This is a genomic window from Floridaenema aerugineum BLCC-F46 (assembly GCF_041929345.1).
In the GTDB taxonomy this organism is placed as follows: Bacteria; Cyanobacteriota; Cyanobacteriia; order Cyanobacteriales; family Aerosakkonemataceae; genus Floridanema; species Floridanema aerugineum.
The window spans coordinates 1-15525 of sequence record NZ_JBHFNQ010000108.1 but is presented as its reverse complement, the minus strand read 5'-3'; the positions used below and the strand labels follow the sequence as shown (position 1 = coordinate 15525).

Here is a 15525-nt window from a genome sequence, read left to right as displayed (position 1 = left end):
TACAACACTAATCAGGTAATTATCAGACGGTTAAACATTCAACGGGAGAGGATTGAACAATGCTTTCTCCGGTTAAACTAAAGGCGCGAACTTCGGTAATTTTTACCTTGACTACTTGACCTTTTAATTCTGTGATGTTACCGGGGAAAAAGGTTAAGCGATTTCCGCGAGTTCTTCCCATGACTTGAGTTAAATCTTTGGGGTTTTGGTCTTCGACTAATACTTCTTCGATGCGGTTTTGGTAGCGTTGCGATCGCTCAGATGCTTTAATAGAAACCAAATGATTTAAACGTTGTAATCTATCCGCTTTCACCTCTTCCGAAAGTTGATTCTCCCAAACAGCCGCAGGCGTACCAGGACGCGGAGAATAAGCAGCAGTATTTAATAAATCAAAACCAATTTCTTCAACCAACTTCAAAGTATTTTCAAACTGCGCTTCCGTTTCCCCAGGAAAACCGACAATTGCATCTGCACTAATCGCCGCATCTGGCATATAATTCCGAATTGTATCAATAATTCGGCGGTATTTTTCGTGAGTGTAACCCCTAGCCATTGCCTTCAGAATTTCGTTATCTCCCGATTGAAAAGGAATGTGGAAATGTTCGCAAACTTTCGGCAATTCCGCACAAGCTTTAATCAATCTTTCGGTAAAATAACGAGGGTGAGAAGTGGCAAAACGGATGCGTTCAATACCAGGGACATCATGAATAAAATACAGCAAATCTGTGAGGGTGTGTTTATGTCTTCCCTCTGGCGTTACTCCAGGTAAATCTCTACCGTAAGCATCAATATTTTGACCGAGTAAAGTTATCTCTTTATAACCCTGACTTGCTAACTCTTCAATTTCCCGAAGAATCGCTTCAGGAGTGCGAGATTGTTCCACACCTCGAACATTAGGAACAACACAATAAGTACAACGTTCATTGCAACCATAAATCACATTTACCCAAGCAGTAACAGCACTATCTCGACGTGGCTTAGTGATATCTTCCATAATATGAACAGCTTCGGTAGCAACTACTTGATTGCCATTAAAAACCTGTTCCAATAAATCTTCTAAACGGTTAGCGTGTTGGGGACCCATTACTAAGTCTAATTCAGGCACGCGCCGCAGTAAAGCTTCACCTTCTTGTTGCGCCACACAACCTGCAACAATTAATGTTAAATCTGGTTGTTCTTGTTTGCGTTTCGCCTGTCTTCCCAGATAAGAATAAACTTTGTGTTCGGCATTATCCCGAATTGTACAGGTATTGTAGAGAATCAGACTAGCATCATTAGGATCTTCCGACCACTCAAAACCCATATCTTCGAGAATACCAGCCATGCGTTCCGAGTCGGCTTTATTCATTTGACAGCCGAAGGTGGTAATGTGATAGCGACGGGGAGAAGTGGTCATGGTTCAGTTAGGCAAAAAGTTAAATATAAATGACAAATCCTTATAAATTATAGATTTTTGTGCTTTGTTTTGGTGAATCGCTTTTGGGACTCAAGTCCCAGCTATAGAGACAAAACCTGCCTTCGCAGGTTTTAGAGTCCGCGTAGGCGGACTAAGTTTTGTGTAGTAGCGGTTTTAACCGCCCTTTAACCGCCTTTTAACCGCCCAAATATTTTTCAACATCCTCTAAGAGTTTTGTAGTTCTGTCAACAACCAATTGACTACTTGAGATTGATCTCCTTGCAGATTTCGCTGTAAAGCTTCGGCTAATAAAGAAATAGGAAAACCTGCCAAAACTTGAGATTCTGTAATGCGACGACTACCATGATTAGCAATAGGAAAAGCAGTAACTTCTGCTTGTTGAACATCAACTACCCAGTATTCAGGAATTGCTAGATCTTCGTATAAAATGCGTTTGCGTCCTAAGTCATCTGCGATCGTACTTTTTCCCAATTCAATAGCTAAATCTGGCGGTGGATAGTTGTCCAAATTAATAATATTAGTACCTCTGGGAACAAGTTGAATCCCTTCTCCAACATAGTAAGAAATATCTGAATGACCTCCAAACTGTTCATAAAGATGTAAAGTTTTCTCAGGCAACTAGGATTAACCTGTTACTTTTCCTATCTTAACTATTTTGAACTATTCAGCACAAATCACCATGCACATTGAAACCTTAGCTATTCACGCCGGACATCAGACAGACCCAGCTACAGGCGCAGTAGTCACACCAATTTATCTTTCTACAACCTTTGAGCGATCGTCAGATGGCAGTTATCCCCAAGGTTATGATTATATTCGCAGCAATAATCCCAATCGAGAAGCTTTAGAAAAATGTGTTTCTCAGTTAGAAAATGGAGCAGTTGCAGCCGCTTTCGCTTCAGGTTCTGCGGCAACAATGAGTGTATTTCAAGCCCTTTCTCCGGGCGATCATGTAATCGCACCTAATGATATTTATTCGGGTACATCTTTACTGTTAAAAGATATCTTAGCACCTTGGGGATTAGCAGTAACTTTCACTGATTTGACTAATCCTGATTTAGTTGCTGAAGCGATGCAACCAAACACTAAGTTAATTTGGATAGAAACTCCTTCAAATCCTTTACTAAAAATTACCGATATTGCCCAAATTTCTGAAATTGCTCATCAGACAAATGCCTTATGTGTTTGTGATAATACTTGGGCTTCTCCTGTGGGGCAAAATCCTTTAAATTTAGGTGCAGATTTGGTGGTTCATGCTACTACTAAATATCTCGGTGGACACAGTGATGTTTTGGGAGGAGTGGTTATTAGTAAAGCTGAAAATGAGTTTTTTCAAAAGATTAGGAAAATTCAAAAAGTTGGTGGTGCCGTAGCTGCTCCTTTTGATTGTTGGTTAATTATGCGGGGAATTCAAACTTTACCTTATCGAATGCGTGCCCATTCCGAAAATGCTTTCAAAGTGGCGGAATTTTTAACTAATCATCCCCAAGTAGAACAAGTTTATTATCCGGGGTTAAAACATCATTCAGGACATGAAATAGCTTTAAAACAAATGCAACTGTTTGGCGGGATGATTTCCTGTCAAGTGAAAGGCCCAAAAGAAAAAGCTTTTGCTGTCGCTGCTGGGGTGAAAATTTTTACTAGGGCGACTAGTTTGGGTGGCGTGGAAAGTTTAATTGAACACCGAGCTTCAATAGAAGGAAAAGGCACAAAAACACCAGAAAATTTATTGCGCTTATCTATTGGTTTAGAACATCCCGATGATTTGATTAACGATCTTGCTCAAGCGTTGGAATAATTTTTTTGTGGGTGGAGGGGCGACGAGTGTCGATCGCCCTCCCATCCCCACATAAAAAGTAATTATTTATTAATTGATTTTTGATTAATAAAATGCTCCGACAGTCAAGAAACAGCCAGAGTTGGAAGTTGTTTATTCTTTGGTAATTCATCAATTCATTTGATTAGGCATAAACGCGAGGTTTACGCGCACCAACAGAAGCACCAATCATCGCAGCTATCAATCCTAGTAAAGAGCCAAATAAAAATGACCAAGCTGCCCTAGCAGTATTAGCAGCAATATTTCGCGCTTGATTAGGATCTATATTAGGCAATTGTGTACCTGGTTGTTGTACTTGATTAGCAATTTCTCCTGCATTAGAAGCTATGACACCAAATGTTCCAGATATACCGCTAACTAATAACCAAGAACTCAATGCTAACGTAGTTGCCCACAGAATTGCTGCGTTTAAAAGAGCCGTTTTCTTGTTCATTGGGCCACAGGTCATAGCCATAATCCAACCGCCTAAGAATAAGGCAATTAGTAAACTAATAATTGACCAAATTCCGACACCCCAACCAACATCACCCGCATTTGCACCGCCTGCGCCAAGACTTAACCCAATAGCTGCTCCTAAAGCACTTAAAATTAGTTGAGTGCTAATAGCGATCGCTATTCCTCCTAAGATTGGGCCCCATCTAACGCGATCGTGATAATCAACTACAGGATTGATAATTGCAGGTTCAACAACTTGATTACCTGGCCGCTCTGAATAATAGGTCATAAAAAATTCAATCCGTTATCTTAACTACATTTTCTCTTGTTCTCAAATAGATTTTAAGTAATAATAATTAAATATCCTATCTATCCTTGGTTAGAATAAATTTATTAATTAATTTATCTTATTTTAACAGCTTAACGACCTCAAACGATGTGTTAATCTATATTTTTAAGATGAAATTTGATTAATAATTACATATTTTAGTTAAATCAGATATCTGAATAATTAAGTGAATTCATCTATCAAAAGATAGAGATGTTGAGAAAAAATTATTTTGGCGATCGCTACCTTTTCCTTCATAAGAAAGAAGTCCCAACATTGAAACCTCTCTAGAGTAGTGACATAACTTGATGTCGATAGGATAGAAAAGTAAATGTTACTCTACAAAGTTGAAGATTTTAACCCCAACTATCGCACCGAAGCCTTTGATGGTAAAGAATTCAAGGGTTTAGATGTCTACGCCGGAAACAGCGATGAAAAAATCGGCACAATAGATAACGGATTAGTCGATGAAACAGGACGTTTCCGTTATTTTGTAGTTGATACAGGTTTCTGGATTTTTGGGAAAAAAGTTTTAGTTCCTGTTGGTCTTTGTCGGATTGATTTTCGTTCCAATCGTGTTTATGCTACAGGTTTGCGGAGTAAAGAACAAGCCGAAAGATTGCCGAGATACGAAGATGGAATGTCAGTTGATTATGATTACGAAGAACAAGTAAGAAATATTTATCGCACTCCCACTGTAGAAGCTACTCCACCTGTAGAAGCGTCATTACCTGTAGAATCAAGTGGAATTGTAGGTGCAGCGGCTCCTGTTTCTCAACCGCAACCGATTGTTAACAAAGCTCCTGATACTACTTACGATCGCCAAGCCTACACTTACGAAAAAGAGCCTGCAATGTATCAAATGAACGAGCCGGATCACCAAGAACTTAAACTTTACGAAGAACGATTAGTTACAAGTAAAAGCCGTCGTAAAGCTGGCGAAGTAACTATTGGTAAGCACGTTGAAACTGAAACTGTAAAAGCTTCTGTTCCAGTCGAAAAAGAACGAGTCATAATTGAACGTAAAACTCCCACAGAAACACGAGTTTCCCAAACTCCTCGTGATGCTTTCCAAGGAGAACAAACAATGCGTATGGAAGTTTACGAAGAAACTCCTGAAATCAGAAAAGAAACTTTTGTGCGCGAAGAAATTAACGTCAGAAAAGAAGTTGCACGGGATACAGTTGAAGTAAAAGATACAGTACGTCGTGAAGAATTGGATTTAGATACTGAAGGTAGTTCCGTTATCAATGAAATACATTCCTCAGAGGAACATTAACTAAAATTCAGCATTTATCACTGATCTTTAGTTAGCTTCTGCTATCTTCAAATACAAAAGAGAGGAGGTTATTTTCTCATGTCCGATCGCTGGCATTTACCATTAATGAGCGCCGTACTTGCTGTTTTAACAGCTTTTTCAGGTTTTATGGCTTTTTTGGGCAAACCTGAACAAGTAACAGCGCAACAAACGGAACAAAATTTTCCTGATGTACCGCCTAGTTATTGGGCTTATCCATTTATTCACAATTTAGCGGAACGAGGCATTATTGCTGGCTATCCTGATGGTAGATTTAGACCAGAACAGCCCATAGACAGAGATGAATTTGCTGCTATCATTCGTCAATCTTTTAATCAAGAAAAGATTAGAAACATACCATCAGGAAGCGCCTTTAATGATGTTCCGAGGAACTATTGGGCAACCCAACCCATTGAAGAAGCTTATGAAATGGGATTTATGGGAGCTTTTGACGGATTTAGATTTCGTCCTCAGAATGAAATTAGCAGGGCACAGGCATTAGCATCAATAGCAAAAGGTTTGAATCTGGATTACGATCGCTCTACCTCATCTTCATCCACAAATCGAGCTATAACTGCTAAGAATCCCTTGGTATTTCCTTTAGCAACAACTGCTTTAATGCAGCCATTATTACCGATAATTTCTCAGAGACAACAACCCAGACCTAATAACGTTGTCGGAGCGAAAACAGCTGCTAAAATTCCTGCACAAAGATATCTCAACCTTTACTATGATGATGCTAATCAAGTGCCGCAATCTTTAGTTAATCCTGTGGCAGCAACTACACAAGCAAACGTTGTGGTTAACTATCCACAACCTCGACTTCTTAACCCTAATCAACCGCTTAAACGTAGTACTGCTGCTGCAATGATTTATCGAGCTTTAGTTTATCAAGGTAAACTGCAACCGCTTTCTAATAATACTCAGGCTACTAAATATTATCCTAAGCCTGTGAAAAACGTTACTACTCCAGCAAAGTAGGAATTTAGTTTAGTGGAATACTACTAACTCGATTTGCTAGTTATGATAATTGAGTTCAAATAAGGTACGTTGTTGTGCTTTAGCACTCTAATTTCAGCGGTAATAAGAGCCCTAAAGTGCAACAACATACTAACTAGCAAATAGAGTTATTATCTTTGACGACCGCCAATGTTAGCAATATTTTTTGCACCTAAGTTTTTCAGGGTATTAATTTCTGCATTTGTTAAACCAGTAATGTCACTAATGTTCATTTCCTGGTATGGTCAATGGGATTCAAAAGGCGATCGCAGATAGCACAATACGTCAACGTGCAGCCCAATTTGGGGAAACAATTCGCGCCGAGGATGGCATGGGGGAAGCTGCCAAAATTATCAGAGATTTACATTTAACTTGAAGTTAATTCTGGCAAAACTTTAGCACCAAACACTTCAATGAACTGCTCTTGTTCCCGGTTAACGTTATGCAAAATAAGTTCATTGAACCCCAATTCAATATCTTTTTGTAACCACTCAATATGCTGCTGCGGATCTGCCGAAATCCGAACGTGATTAAATAATTCTTCTGGTTGGACAAATTCCCCAGCAGCATCAAATTGAGCGGGAGTAATTAGTTCGGTTAACATCTTGCTTTTAAAGATGTTATTTCGCCATTGGTGATAAGCACCTTGTAATGCTTTTTCCTCATTACTATCATAAGAAAGCTGTACTTTTAAAATCATTGGTTTGCCTTCTCCACCACCTCGACGAAAGGCATCAACGACTTTTTTTAACTTTTCTGGTGGGCGAGAAGTGGTAATTAATCCATCTGCCCAACTTCCCAACCATTCAGCAGTTTCAGGAGTAATTGCCGCCCCAATAATTGCCGGGAAAATTTCCGGGCGAGTGTAAAGTTTGGCATCTTCAATGTTTACTAAACCGTGATGGGTAACTGTTTCTCCTGCCCACAGAGCACGGATAATATCAACACATTCTTTTAAACGGGCGTTGCGATCGCCTTTTGTAGGCCATTTTTCCCCAGTAATATTTTCATTAAGCGCCTGTCCGCTACCCACAGTTAACCAAAAACGACTGGGAAACATTTGGGCTAAAGTTGCCGCAGCTTGGGCAATAATTGCTGGGTGATAACGTTGTCCAGGGGCACAAACAACTCGATAGGAAAGTGTTGGTGTTGCCTGCATTGCTGCACCTAACCAAGACCAAGCAAAACCGCTTTCTCCTTGCGCTTCTGACCAAGGATGAAAATGGTCTGAGGAAAGCGCCAAAGTAAACCCAGCTTGTTCTGCTAATTGTACATATTTCAACAATTCACTAGGTTTGAATTGTTCGTGTGATGAGTGATAACCAATGTTAGCCATAATTTTCAGTTTTAGATTGTTAAAAAGAGTTGTATTTGTAAGGTGCGTCAGAAATTCTCACCTTAATGCTCTCGATAAAATCTATGGTCTGACGCACCCTACTAATTGTTAACGCATTCGGTTAACTCTAAACCAACGATAACCGTAAGCTTCTAATGGAATTGAGCTAAGATCTCCATCAAGGGAATCATATTGGCGATCGCCAAATAAATCGAACAAATGAGTGTAATTATTCGCTTTCAACGACACTCTACAAGGTTTGTCAGCTAAATTATGTAAAGCAATAACTGTCTTACCTTGCCACTCACAACTATGAGCAAAAACCGCAGGTTCATCAGTTTCTAAAATTGCCCATTCACCCCAACCCAATTCCGGGCATTGTTTGCGAACTCGAATTGCTCGTTCCATCCAGTTTATTAACGAATTAGGATCGCGTTGTTGAGAGGAAACACTCACTTTTTCATAGCCATATTCTCCACCTTTAATTGTTGGTCTAGTCAGTTTATCTGGTTCAGCTTTAGAAAAACCACCGTTCTTTTCATCTGACCATTGCATCACTGTGCGAACACTATTTCGATCGGGTAAAGACAAATCATCGCCCATACCAATTTCTTCACCGTAACGGACTAAAGGTGTACCGGGAAGGGTGAAAAGTAAACTGTAAACTAACTCAATTTGACAGCGATCTCCGCCCAACATTGGTGCTAATCTGCGGCGAATTCCATGTCCGTAAAGCTGCATATTTTCTTCCGGTGCAAAGGCAGCGAAAATTTCCTGTTGTTCAGATTTACTTATGCGATCGAGCGTCAATTCATCATGATGACGAACAAAATTCAACCATTGACAATTCTCTGGAATTTTCGGCAGAATTTTCAACCCATCTCGCAGAGTATTTGCATCTTTTCGTGCCAGTGCCAAAAACATATACTGATTCAACAAAAAGTTGAATAGTAAGTGCATTCTGTCACCTTCACCGAAATATACAGGAATATTTTCTGATGCAACATTTGCTTCAGCTAATAGTACAGCATCACCTCGACGCGATACTAAAAAACTGTGCATTTCTGCCAAAAAACCTTCTAGTTCTTCTGGATTAGCACCTTCAATGCCAATTCCTTTAATTAAAAAAGGAGCCGCATCAATGCGAAATCCAGACACACCAAGTTCAAGCCAAAATCCCATAATCTTGCGAATTTCCTCTTGGACTTTGGGATTGCCAATATTCAAATCTGGCTGTTCTTTGTAGAAGTGATGCAGATAGAAAGCTTCGGCTTTTTCGTCATATTCCCAGATACTATCCTCAGCATTGGGAAAGGCGAGTAATGCAGGATCAGTATCTTTTGGTGGGTTTTCTTCCCACACATAGTAGTCACGATATCGAGAGTTTTTATCGCTACGTGATGCTTGAAACCAAGGATGTTGAATTGAGGTGTGATTAACTACTAAATCGATAATTACCCGAATCCCTCTTTCCTTGGCTTGGTGCATGAATTCAACGAAATCTCCCAGCGTTCCTAAACGTGGATCGACACCGTAATAATCCATGACATCATAACCATTATCTCGATTAGGAGAAGGATAAAAAGGTAGTAACCACAAACAAGTAATTCCTAATCCAGATAGATGATCTAAGCAATTAGTAAGTCCTGGAAAATCACCGACACCATTGCCATCTGAATCTAAGAAAGTTTCGACATCGAGAGAGTAAACAATTGCGTTTTTGTACCAATGATTTTGCATGATTTACTGTTTTTAATTACTGCTGGCGTATGCGATCGTACTAAGTAAAGCGTTCTCCGATTGCCGGGAATCTAGTCTTGTATGTTGCACCACAATTGGCACGTCAGAAATAAACACGCTGGCGTAATCGGTATCACGAGGAATTGGTTTAGGATCGGTTAAATCATTAAAGCGCAAATGCAATGTCCGTCTGGCGGAAACTGTTACCCGATAAGGGCCTACAGGTTCTTTCTCTTTGAAATAAATGGTGATTTCTACATGAGCATCCTGTTCACCAGTATTCAACAAACAAGCAGTTTCATGACTAGTAAATTGCGGTTCTGGGCCATTACCGTAAGCAGGAATGTAGCCTTCTGCGATCGTCCAACAAGTATTTCCAATTGGTTTGTTCATAGTTTAACTCCTTGCTAGTAAAATCTGAAATTTAATATCAATTAGCGTGCTGTTTGCCAACGATCCAACACATCTTTAATTACAACTTCTCTAATCCAAGTTTGCAGCACAATCAAAATTGGTAATGCTAAAAACAAGCCTAAAAACCCAAATAAAAATCCAAAAGCTGTCAAAATAGCCAAAGTATAAGCAGGTAACAAATATACCTCCTTTTCCATCACTATAGGAGTTACAAAATTACCTTCAATCTGTTGAATTAAAGTGTAAAGTATGATTACAAAAATAGCTTTTATTGGAGAATATAATAAAGCCAGCAACAGTGGCGGAACTACACTTAAAATTGCTCCAATATAAGGAATTAAAGCCAAAATAGTTGCTAAAAGTCCATTGACAAAAGGCAAAGGCACATCTAAAAACCATAACCCAATAGTGGAAGTTATCCCAATAAAAGTCATACTCAACGCTACTCCTTTTAACCATCCAATTAAACCTTTTTCACAGTCATTTAAAATCTCATCTACTCGCTGACGGTAAAACGCCGGAAACAGCGAGATGAATACTTTCCGATAAGGTTGTGGATTGACTAAAAGCATTATTGTTAAAACAACGATTAATAAAAAGTTTAAAACTAAAGTTAAAGAGTTTGATAAGACCAGATATAAATTAGTAATTATCCAAGTAAAAAATCGTTGTAGTTCTGTAGTTAAATCATTAAAGCTAGGAATATTATTAACAAATTGGCTGGGAACTCTTGCTTGTAACCAATTAGTCCAAGTTTGAATTTTATCTATGCCAAAAGGTATCAGTTTTACTAGTTCTTGAAATTGTTTGGTTAAAGGCGGGAAAATTAAGAAAAAAGATAAAAATACAATTGTGATTACCATCCCAATAGTTAATGTAAGAGCAATACCTCTTTTTGCTCCTGACTGTTGCAGTCGTTTTACTACTCGATTAAGTGCAGTGGCAAAAACGACAGATGTAAAAAAGATCAGGATAACTTCTCTAATTTCCCAGAGGATATAGAGAGATACAACTAAAGCGAAAAAACCGAGCCATTTTCCTAAACTCATAAAGCCGCCTTTTACTCGACAACGCTTAATTGTGCTAAAGAGATTTGTTTCATAGTAATTCTCAATTGAACAACAGTTTTTTGTGGGATTTAGCTTGCACTACCTGAACCAATAATTCCAGTTAATTGCAATAGGTAAATGACAGCAAACACGCCAAAAAATAGCCCAGCAATTACCGTTCCACCCAAAGACCATACTGAGGGTTTAAGTTCTTTAGGTAACATTCGGTGATTCAGATAAAGCGTTAATCCGGTAACAACTGGAATATGCGCCGCTTCAATTCCTCCTGCTAATTGAAGTAAACCAACTGGTTGACCAAAAATTAGGTAAATTGCGATCGGTAAAGCTGCTACTAAGACCACAATGTAGGTTTTTTGTAAAAGCTTTTCATTTGTCCAACGACCGCGCACACCAAAGCCTTGTAAAATTATTTGAGTGCCATCAGCAAACATTCTGCCAAAGCCATCTTGAACGGAAAGAGTGGTGCTACAAAAGGTAATAAAAACGATCGCGATCATGAACCAAAAACCAAATGGCCCCCAAAGATCGCCTAATAAATTACCTAAAGTTTCCGCCACTTGATTTTCTTTTGGAACTAACCCTTGAGGACGCAGTAATTCTCCGCCGAGAATCAAGAAAGCTAAAGCTGCTAACAGCGCCCCAACAACCGCTAAAGTGTTAGATAAAGTCATTAATGTTATCCAACCACGTAAGCGTTTTTTCTCTTCATTACTAATTTCATTAGCTTGGAGAGGTTGTTCTTGATTTAATCCAGCAGCACCATATCCTCTGGCATCTACCCAATAGGAATACCACATTAATCCGGCGGCTCCTGCTAACATAAAACCTAGCCAAGGGAGAATTTCTTGATATTTCACATCGGCTGGTATTTGTGGAAGCAAACCAGCAGCTAATTCTCGCACATTGGGAAATACAAGAGAAGCCGCAACAACAACAGCAATTGTCCGAGCAATACCTATATAAGAGGAGATTTTTTCTACTACGTTATATTGCCCCAGAAAAACAATTGCTGCGGTGACTAAGATAATAATTACTGTCCAAAGTTTGACGGTTCCTCCTGTGACCAAAATTAATGCTGTAGCGGCGGCACCTGCTAGTCCGGCAACAGTGGCGATCGCTACAAAGAACTGTGGCACTAAAATCAACCAAATTGCCCAATTTTTTGGCCCCGGAAGTCGTTTAAAACCTTCTAAAATTGTCGCCCCCGTACAAACAGAAAACCGCCCAACTTCTCGGTTAATAAACCACTTTAAAACCACTGCTGCTAGTAACGCCCATAACAAAGAATAACCGTAAAATGCGGCAATTCTCGGAGTAAAAAGTAACTCACCAGAACCAGCTGCTGAAAGCATCCATAAAAAACTAGGCCCTAACCATAAAAAGCGTGTCCATCCTGTTGGTGCTTTTGGTATTTGTTGTTTGTTTTCCTCTTGCTCTTTATCTGTCTGCGCCGAGGCAGAAAGATGATTTTTGTTTGTCATTTTTGTGCCATCTCCTAATCTTGCTGAGATTGACCTTTGAGAACCTCTGCGCTGGTAATTCACGCAGAAAGTCTTTGATCAAACATGGCTTATTTTGTTTTCAACTACATTGCAAATTAGGCAGTTCACTAGAGAACTGTAGCCTAAGATATTCTCGGTAATATTTGGTATTAAGTTTAGAACTTGAAAAAGCTAAATGGCATCTTTTCCTTACTGCCACAAAAACACCCAAGGAAAATTAATAGATGTCAAATTCGTTCTCCCTTGTCAGAATAGCTGTGATTATTACTATCAGCCTCTACTAAAAGAAGGGTTTAATTTATATCTAAAGATAGAGTTATATTTCTATTTGTGAAACTATTTGTTCAAAGGACAAAAAACAACAGGGTAAGTATGAAAGGAGCTTTTACCATTCTCCTTTCATGCTTACCTAAGTTATATTTTGTGGTTTATTGATAAACAGCAGAGGGATACACTTGCGTAGCAATTACTACTGGTTTATTACTGTATTCTGCTTCTAGTTTTCTTTTCACATTCAAGTCCCAAGTTATGTCATAGTCTCGTTCAATTTAAATAGTATTTAACAATTTTCGATCGCGTGGATAACCCTTTGATATTCCTCTTGGACATTTAAACAATCTTGTTCTTCAGATAAACCTTCTCGACTACCTCGAAAAATCATTTCTGCGTGCTTATATAGATGAGATTTATATTTAGGATTGTCCGTATAACTGGCAATAATAGCTATTGAGTCCAACAACTTTAAATTCACAGCTAAATCCGATTTACCATATATTCTAATTTGATTAAAAGCACTATCAACTAATTCAGAAAAACTTACTGTTTCGGCAATTATTCGCAAATTCTTTTCTTGATCGTAACGGTAGGGTGAGGGGAATTTCCTTTGGCAAAGATGGCATAGTCCAGAGGTAATGCGATCGAGACAACGAATCGCCGTAAAAGGGTCATTAATCCCCGGAGAAAGGGCACGCATGGCAATTTCTACTAATTGAGCGATCGGAAATTCAATATCTTGTTGTTCGGTGCGTTCTTTGCCGAAAATAAATACTTTATCTATTTCGTCAATAACTTTTTTATTTACCCTTTTATCGGGGTAACTCATTACTAAAATTTTACCTTTGATTATAAATTCCCCAGGTTGACTTTTGAGATGTAACAACAAATCATATTTACCAGCAATTTTCATCAATTGTTCATGATCGATGAATTGTAAATAACCTGTTTTAGTAGAGCGAATTGGGTAAGCTGCGTCAGCAAAATTTTCGGGAATTTCGGCAACTATTCGTTCTAGTTTATCTTTACCTTCTCCAACTTTTTCAGGATACAAATTCTCGATCGCTCTATGAAAATCTATACTCACATTCTCAATTACATAAGATGCTTGAATAATCGTCGAAGCATGATGAATAAAGAAAATTAGCACAGCAATGCTGGCGAGTGCCAATAAAAGTCCCACTGTTACTGAAAGCTGCGGTACAAATAGCTTATAATCTTCTCCTCGCACTGTTCGCAGAATCAGCAGACAGTAAATAAATGTGCCAATAAATGTTCCTAAAACAATTTGATTTCCCGTATCTTGCATAAAATTTCGCAGCAGTCGGGGGCCAAAATTAGCAGATGCTAATTGTAGCGCCACAATAGTAATAGAAAAAGCCGTAGCTGCTACACTTACCATTGAACCTGCGATCGCCGAAAGTAGCGATCGCGCCCCCTCTGGCCCACCAGTATAAATCCAACTCCATTCCTCCATTTTCACCTTATCCATCCGGTCAAGGGTGAGCGTAGAAAACGCTAAAATAATTCCCCCTAAAACCATCAGAGATGGTAAAAACCAGTAGCTAGAATGCAGTGAATCCCACAGCTTATTTAACTTAACATTTTTCATGACTTATTATTAGGTGAAGATTGATTATTGCCATTTTTTTTTGTTTGTAATTCAACTAATTTTCGCAAAGAACCGCCTATGCTGCGGGGTTTTGGCGCTGCATTTTTGCCAGCAGGCCAACCTTCACGTTGACGGGTGCGATCGCCATCTGTCTCCTCTGTTTGGTCATGAAACAGAATTTGTTGCGTCGGAAATGGCAGATCGATTCCATGAGCAGTCAGCTTATTTTTAATCCCAGTTAAAACTTTATCTTGCAACTCCAAAGCATCAGATCTTCGCGGAGGTTGAATCCACCAACGAGCACGAATATTCACAGTACTTTCAGCTAAATCTACCACAATTGCATCCGGTGCAGGTTCTCTTAAAACATCTTGGATTTCATACATTGCTTCCAGAATTAATTGTCTAGCTTGTTCAATATCATCACCATAACCAATGCCAATATCGTATTGTAACCTCCGGTTTTCAAAAGCAGTATTAACCGTTACTGAATTAGTAAAAAGTTCGGAATTTGGAATTACTATCCGTCGCCCATCATAAGTTCTAATTGTTGTCGCTCTAGTTTCGATATTTTCCACAGTTCCCTCAAAATTCTTAAATACAATTTGGTCATTAATTTGAAAAGGTTCAGTTAACAAAATCAAAATTCCGGCTAGAAAGTTTTGTAAAATATCTCGAAAAGCAAAACCAATTGCTACCCCACTGATTCCCAATAATTGCACCAAATCATTAGCTTTTATCGAAGGAATCACAATAGATAGAGCCACAAACAACCCCACCAAAACTATCGCTCCCTGTGCTAACCTTCCTAGCACTAATCCTAAATTCCGCGCTTGGCGACGATTGCGTGTTAAATGTCTGACTATTCTTTTAACTGATCTACCAACAAAGAAAAAGATGAAAAAGACGATTAGGGCGATCGCTATATTCGGTAATAGAGCTAAGAAATCATTAATCATGCTCTGCAACTGTTTCCAAGCTGCTGACAGTTGTATATTCATTACACTTCCTAACTCATCAGTTACTACTGCTGTTATAAGCAAAATCAGCAACTTAAAAATCTACCAGAAGTGTTATTCCAAGTACGTTGTTGCGCTTTAGCGCTAGATAAGAGCGCTAAAGCGCAACTACGTACCTTTTAATCTCGATTTACTAAAGTTTGAATCTCCTGACGTAAAGCCATAATTTCCTTTTGCAATGCTACAATTGACTTTGCTCCTGCTATCTCACCTTCATCACTATCAGCATCACGACCAATAAAAAAT

At 38.9% G+C, this 15525-nt stretch carries 14 protein-coding genes; 4 read left to right on the top strand and 10 right to left on the bottom strand.

The features are described from left to right. Positions 1-22 precede the first annotated feature (22 nt). Both miaB and ACE1CC_RS13950 read right to left on the bottom strand, forming a co-directional pair. Positions 23-1396, bottom strand: coding sequence for a tRNA (N6-isopentenyl adenosine(37)-C2)-methylthiotransferase MiaB (miaB, locus tag ACE1CC_RS13955; RefSeq protein WP_413271037.1), 1374 nt, complete (start codon positions 1394-1396; stop codon positions 23-25). A gap of 225 nt (positions 1397-1621) precedes the next feature. Further along, positions 1622-2035 carry a Uma2 family endonuclease gene (locus ACE1CC_RS13950; protein WP_413271036.1) on the bottom strand — a complete coding sequence of 138 codons (414 nt, stop codon included), beginning with the start codon at positions 2033-2035 and terminating at the stop codon, positions 1622-1624. Positions 2036-2096: 61 nt separating this feature from the next. Here ACE1CC_RS13950 and ACE1CC_RS13945 point away from each other — a divergent pair, with 61 nt between their 5' ends. Further along, positions 2097-3215: a trans-sulfuration enzyme family protein gene (locus ACE1CC_RS13945; protein ID WP_459563845.1), complete on the top strand. Its 1119-nt coding sequence runs from the start codon at positions 2097-2099 to the stop codon at positions 3213-3215. A gap of 163 nt (positions 3216-3378) precedes the next feature. Here ACE1CC_RS13945 and ACE1CC_RS13940 read toward each other — a convergent pair whose 3' ends face one another. Next, positions 3379-3978, bottom strand: a complete 600-nt coding sequence (locus tag ACE1CC_RS13940; protein WP_413271034.1) for a hypothetical protein — start codon at positions 3976-3978, stop codon at positions 3379-3381. 370 nt (positions 3979-4348) lie between these two features. Here ACE1CC_RS13940 and ACE1CC_RS13935 point away from each other — a divergent pair, with 370 nt between their 5' ends. From ACE1CC_RS13935 to ACE1CC_RS13925, 3 genes are all read left to right on the top strand, one after another. Beyond that, a complete protein-coding gene (locus ACE1CC_RS13935; protein ID WP_413271033.1) occupies positions 4349-5296 on the top strand; it encodes a DUF2382 domain-containing protein in 948 nt (315 codons plus the stop codon). Positions 5297-5374: 78 nt separating this feature from the next. Next, entirely contained in the window at positions 5375-6295 is a 921-nt protein-coding gene (locus tag ACE1CC_RS13930) for an S-layer homology domain-containing protein (protein WP_413271032.1), read from the top strand. Between the two features lie 259 nt (positions 6296-6554). Continuing rightward, complete coding sequence (locus ACE1CC_RS13925) at positions 6555-6689, top strand: hypothetical protein (RefSeq protein ID WP_413271031.1); 135 nt, start codon at positions 6555-6557, stop codon at positions 6687-6689. Here ACE1CC_RS13925 and ACE1CC_RS13920 read toward each other — a convergent pair. From ACE1CC_RS13920 to ACE1CC_RS13890, 7 genes are all read right to left on the bottom strand, one after another. Then, positions 6681-7649, bottom strand: coding sequence for a TIGR03885 family FMN-dependent LLM class oxidoreductase (locus ACE1CC_RS13920; protein ID WP_413271030.1), 969 nt, complete (start codon positions 7647-7649; stop codon positions 6681-6683). The genes ACE1CC_RS13925 and ACE1CC_RS13920 overlap by 9 nt on opposite strands. A gap of 108 nt (positions 7650-7757) precedes the next feature. Further along, complete coding sequence (locus tag ACE1CC_RS13915) at positions 7758-9389, bottom strand: alpha-amylase family protein (RefSeq protein WP_413271029.1); 1632 nt, start codon at positions 9387-9389, stop codon at positions 7758-7760. Between the two features lie 12 nt (positions 9390-9401). Next, positions 9402-9782 (bottom strand): sensory rhodopsin transducer, encoded by a 381-nt coding sequence (locus tag ACE1CC_RS13910; protein ID WP_413271028.1) that lies wholly within the window; start codon positions 9780-9782, stop codon positions 9402-9404. Positions 9783-9823: 41 nt separating this feature from the next. Then, positions 9824-10852: an AI-2E family transporter gene (locus ACE1CC_RS13905; RefSeq protein WP_413271027.1), complete on the bottom strand. Its 1029-nt coding sequence runs from the start codon at positions 10850-10852 to the stop codon at positions 9824-9826. An 89-nt stretch (positions 10853-10941) separates the two neighbouring features. Continuing rightward, the gene (locus ACE1CC_RS13900; RefSeq protein WP_413271026.1) at positions 10942-12354 is read right to left on the bottom strand and encodes an Nramp family divalent metal transporter; all 1413 of its coding nucleotides are present in this window, start codon (positions 12352-12354) and stop codon (positions 10942-10944) included. Between the two features lie 580 nt (positions 12355-12934). Then, positions 12935-14260 (bottom strand): DUF2254 domain-containing protein, encoded by a 1326-nt coding sequence (locus tag ACE1CC_RS13895; protein WP_413271025.1) that lies wholly within the window; start codon positions 14258-14260, stop codon positions 12935-12937. Continuing rightward, a complete protein-coding gene (locus ACE1CC_RS13890; protein ID WP_413271024.1) occupies positions 14257-15261 on the bottom strand; it encodes a mechanosensitive ion channel family protein in 1005 nt (334 codons plus the stop codon). Before ACE1CC_RS13890 ends, ACE1CC_RS13895 begins: the two co-directional genes overlap by 4 nt. Between the last annotated feature and the right edge of the window lie 264 nt (positions 15262-15525).

What these genes read in the sequence shown, in the direction of transcription:
- ACE1CC_RS13935 (WP_413271033.1), top strand. Translation starts at nt 4,349, where the DNA reads ATGTTACTCTACAAAGTTGAAGATTTTAACCCCAACTATCGCACCGAA.
- ACE1CC_RS13930 (WP_413271032.1), top strand. Translation starts at nt 5,375, where the DNA reads ATGTCCGATCGCTGGCATTTACCATTAATGAGCGCCGTACTTGCTGTT.
- ACE1CC_RS13915 (WP_413271029.1), bottom strand. Translation starts at nt 9,389, where the DNA reads ATGCAAAATCATTGGTACAAAAACGCAATTGTTTACTCTCTCGATGTC.
- ACE1CC_RS13945 (WP_459563845.1), top strand. Translation starts at nt 2,097, where the DNA reads ATGCACATTGAAACCTTAGCTATTCACGCCGGACATCAGACAGACCCA.
- ACE1CC_RS13925 (WP_413271031.1), top strand. Translation starts at nt 6,555, where the DNA reads ATGGTCAATGGGATTCAAAAGGCGATCGCAGATAGCACAATACGTCAA.
- ACE1CC_RS13895 (WP_413271025.1), bottom strand. Translation starts at nt 14,260, where the DNA reads ATGAAAAATGTTAAGTTAAATAAGCTGTGGGATTCACTGCATTCTAGC.
- miaB (WP_413271037.1), bottom strand. Translation starts at nt 1,396, where the DNA reads ATGACCACTTCTCCCCGTCGCTATCACATTACCACCTTCGGCTGTCAA.
- ACE1CC_RS13940 (WP_413271034.1), bottom strand. Translation starts at nt 3,978, where the DNA reads ATGACCTATTATTCAGAGCGGCCAGGTAATCAAGTTGTTGAACCTGCA.
- ACE1CC_RS13900 (WP_413271026.1), bottom strand. Translation starts at nt 12,354, where the DNA reads ATGACAAACAAAAATCATCTTTCTGCCTCGGCGCAGACAGATAAAGAG.
- ACE1CC_RS13910 (WP_413271028.1), bottom strand. Translation starts at nt 9,782, where the DNA reads ATGAACAAACCAATTGGAAATACTTGTTGGACGATCGCAGAAGGCTAC.
- ACE1CC_RS13905 (WP_413271027.1), bottom strand. Translation starts at nt 10,852, where the DNA reads ATGAGTTTAGGAAAATGGCTCGGTTTTTTCGCTTTAGTTGTATCTCTC.
- ACE1CC_RS13890 (WP_413271024.1), bottom strand. Translation starts at nt 15,261, where the DNA reads ATGAATATACAACTGTCAGCAGCTTGGAAACAGTTGCAGAGCATGATT.
- ACE1CC_RS13920 (WP_413271030.1), bottom strand. Translation starts at nt 7,649, where the DNA reads ATGGCTAACATTGGTTATCACTCATCACACGAACAATTCAAACCTAGT.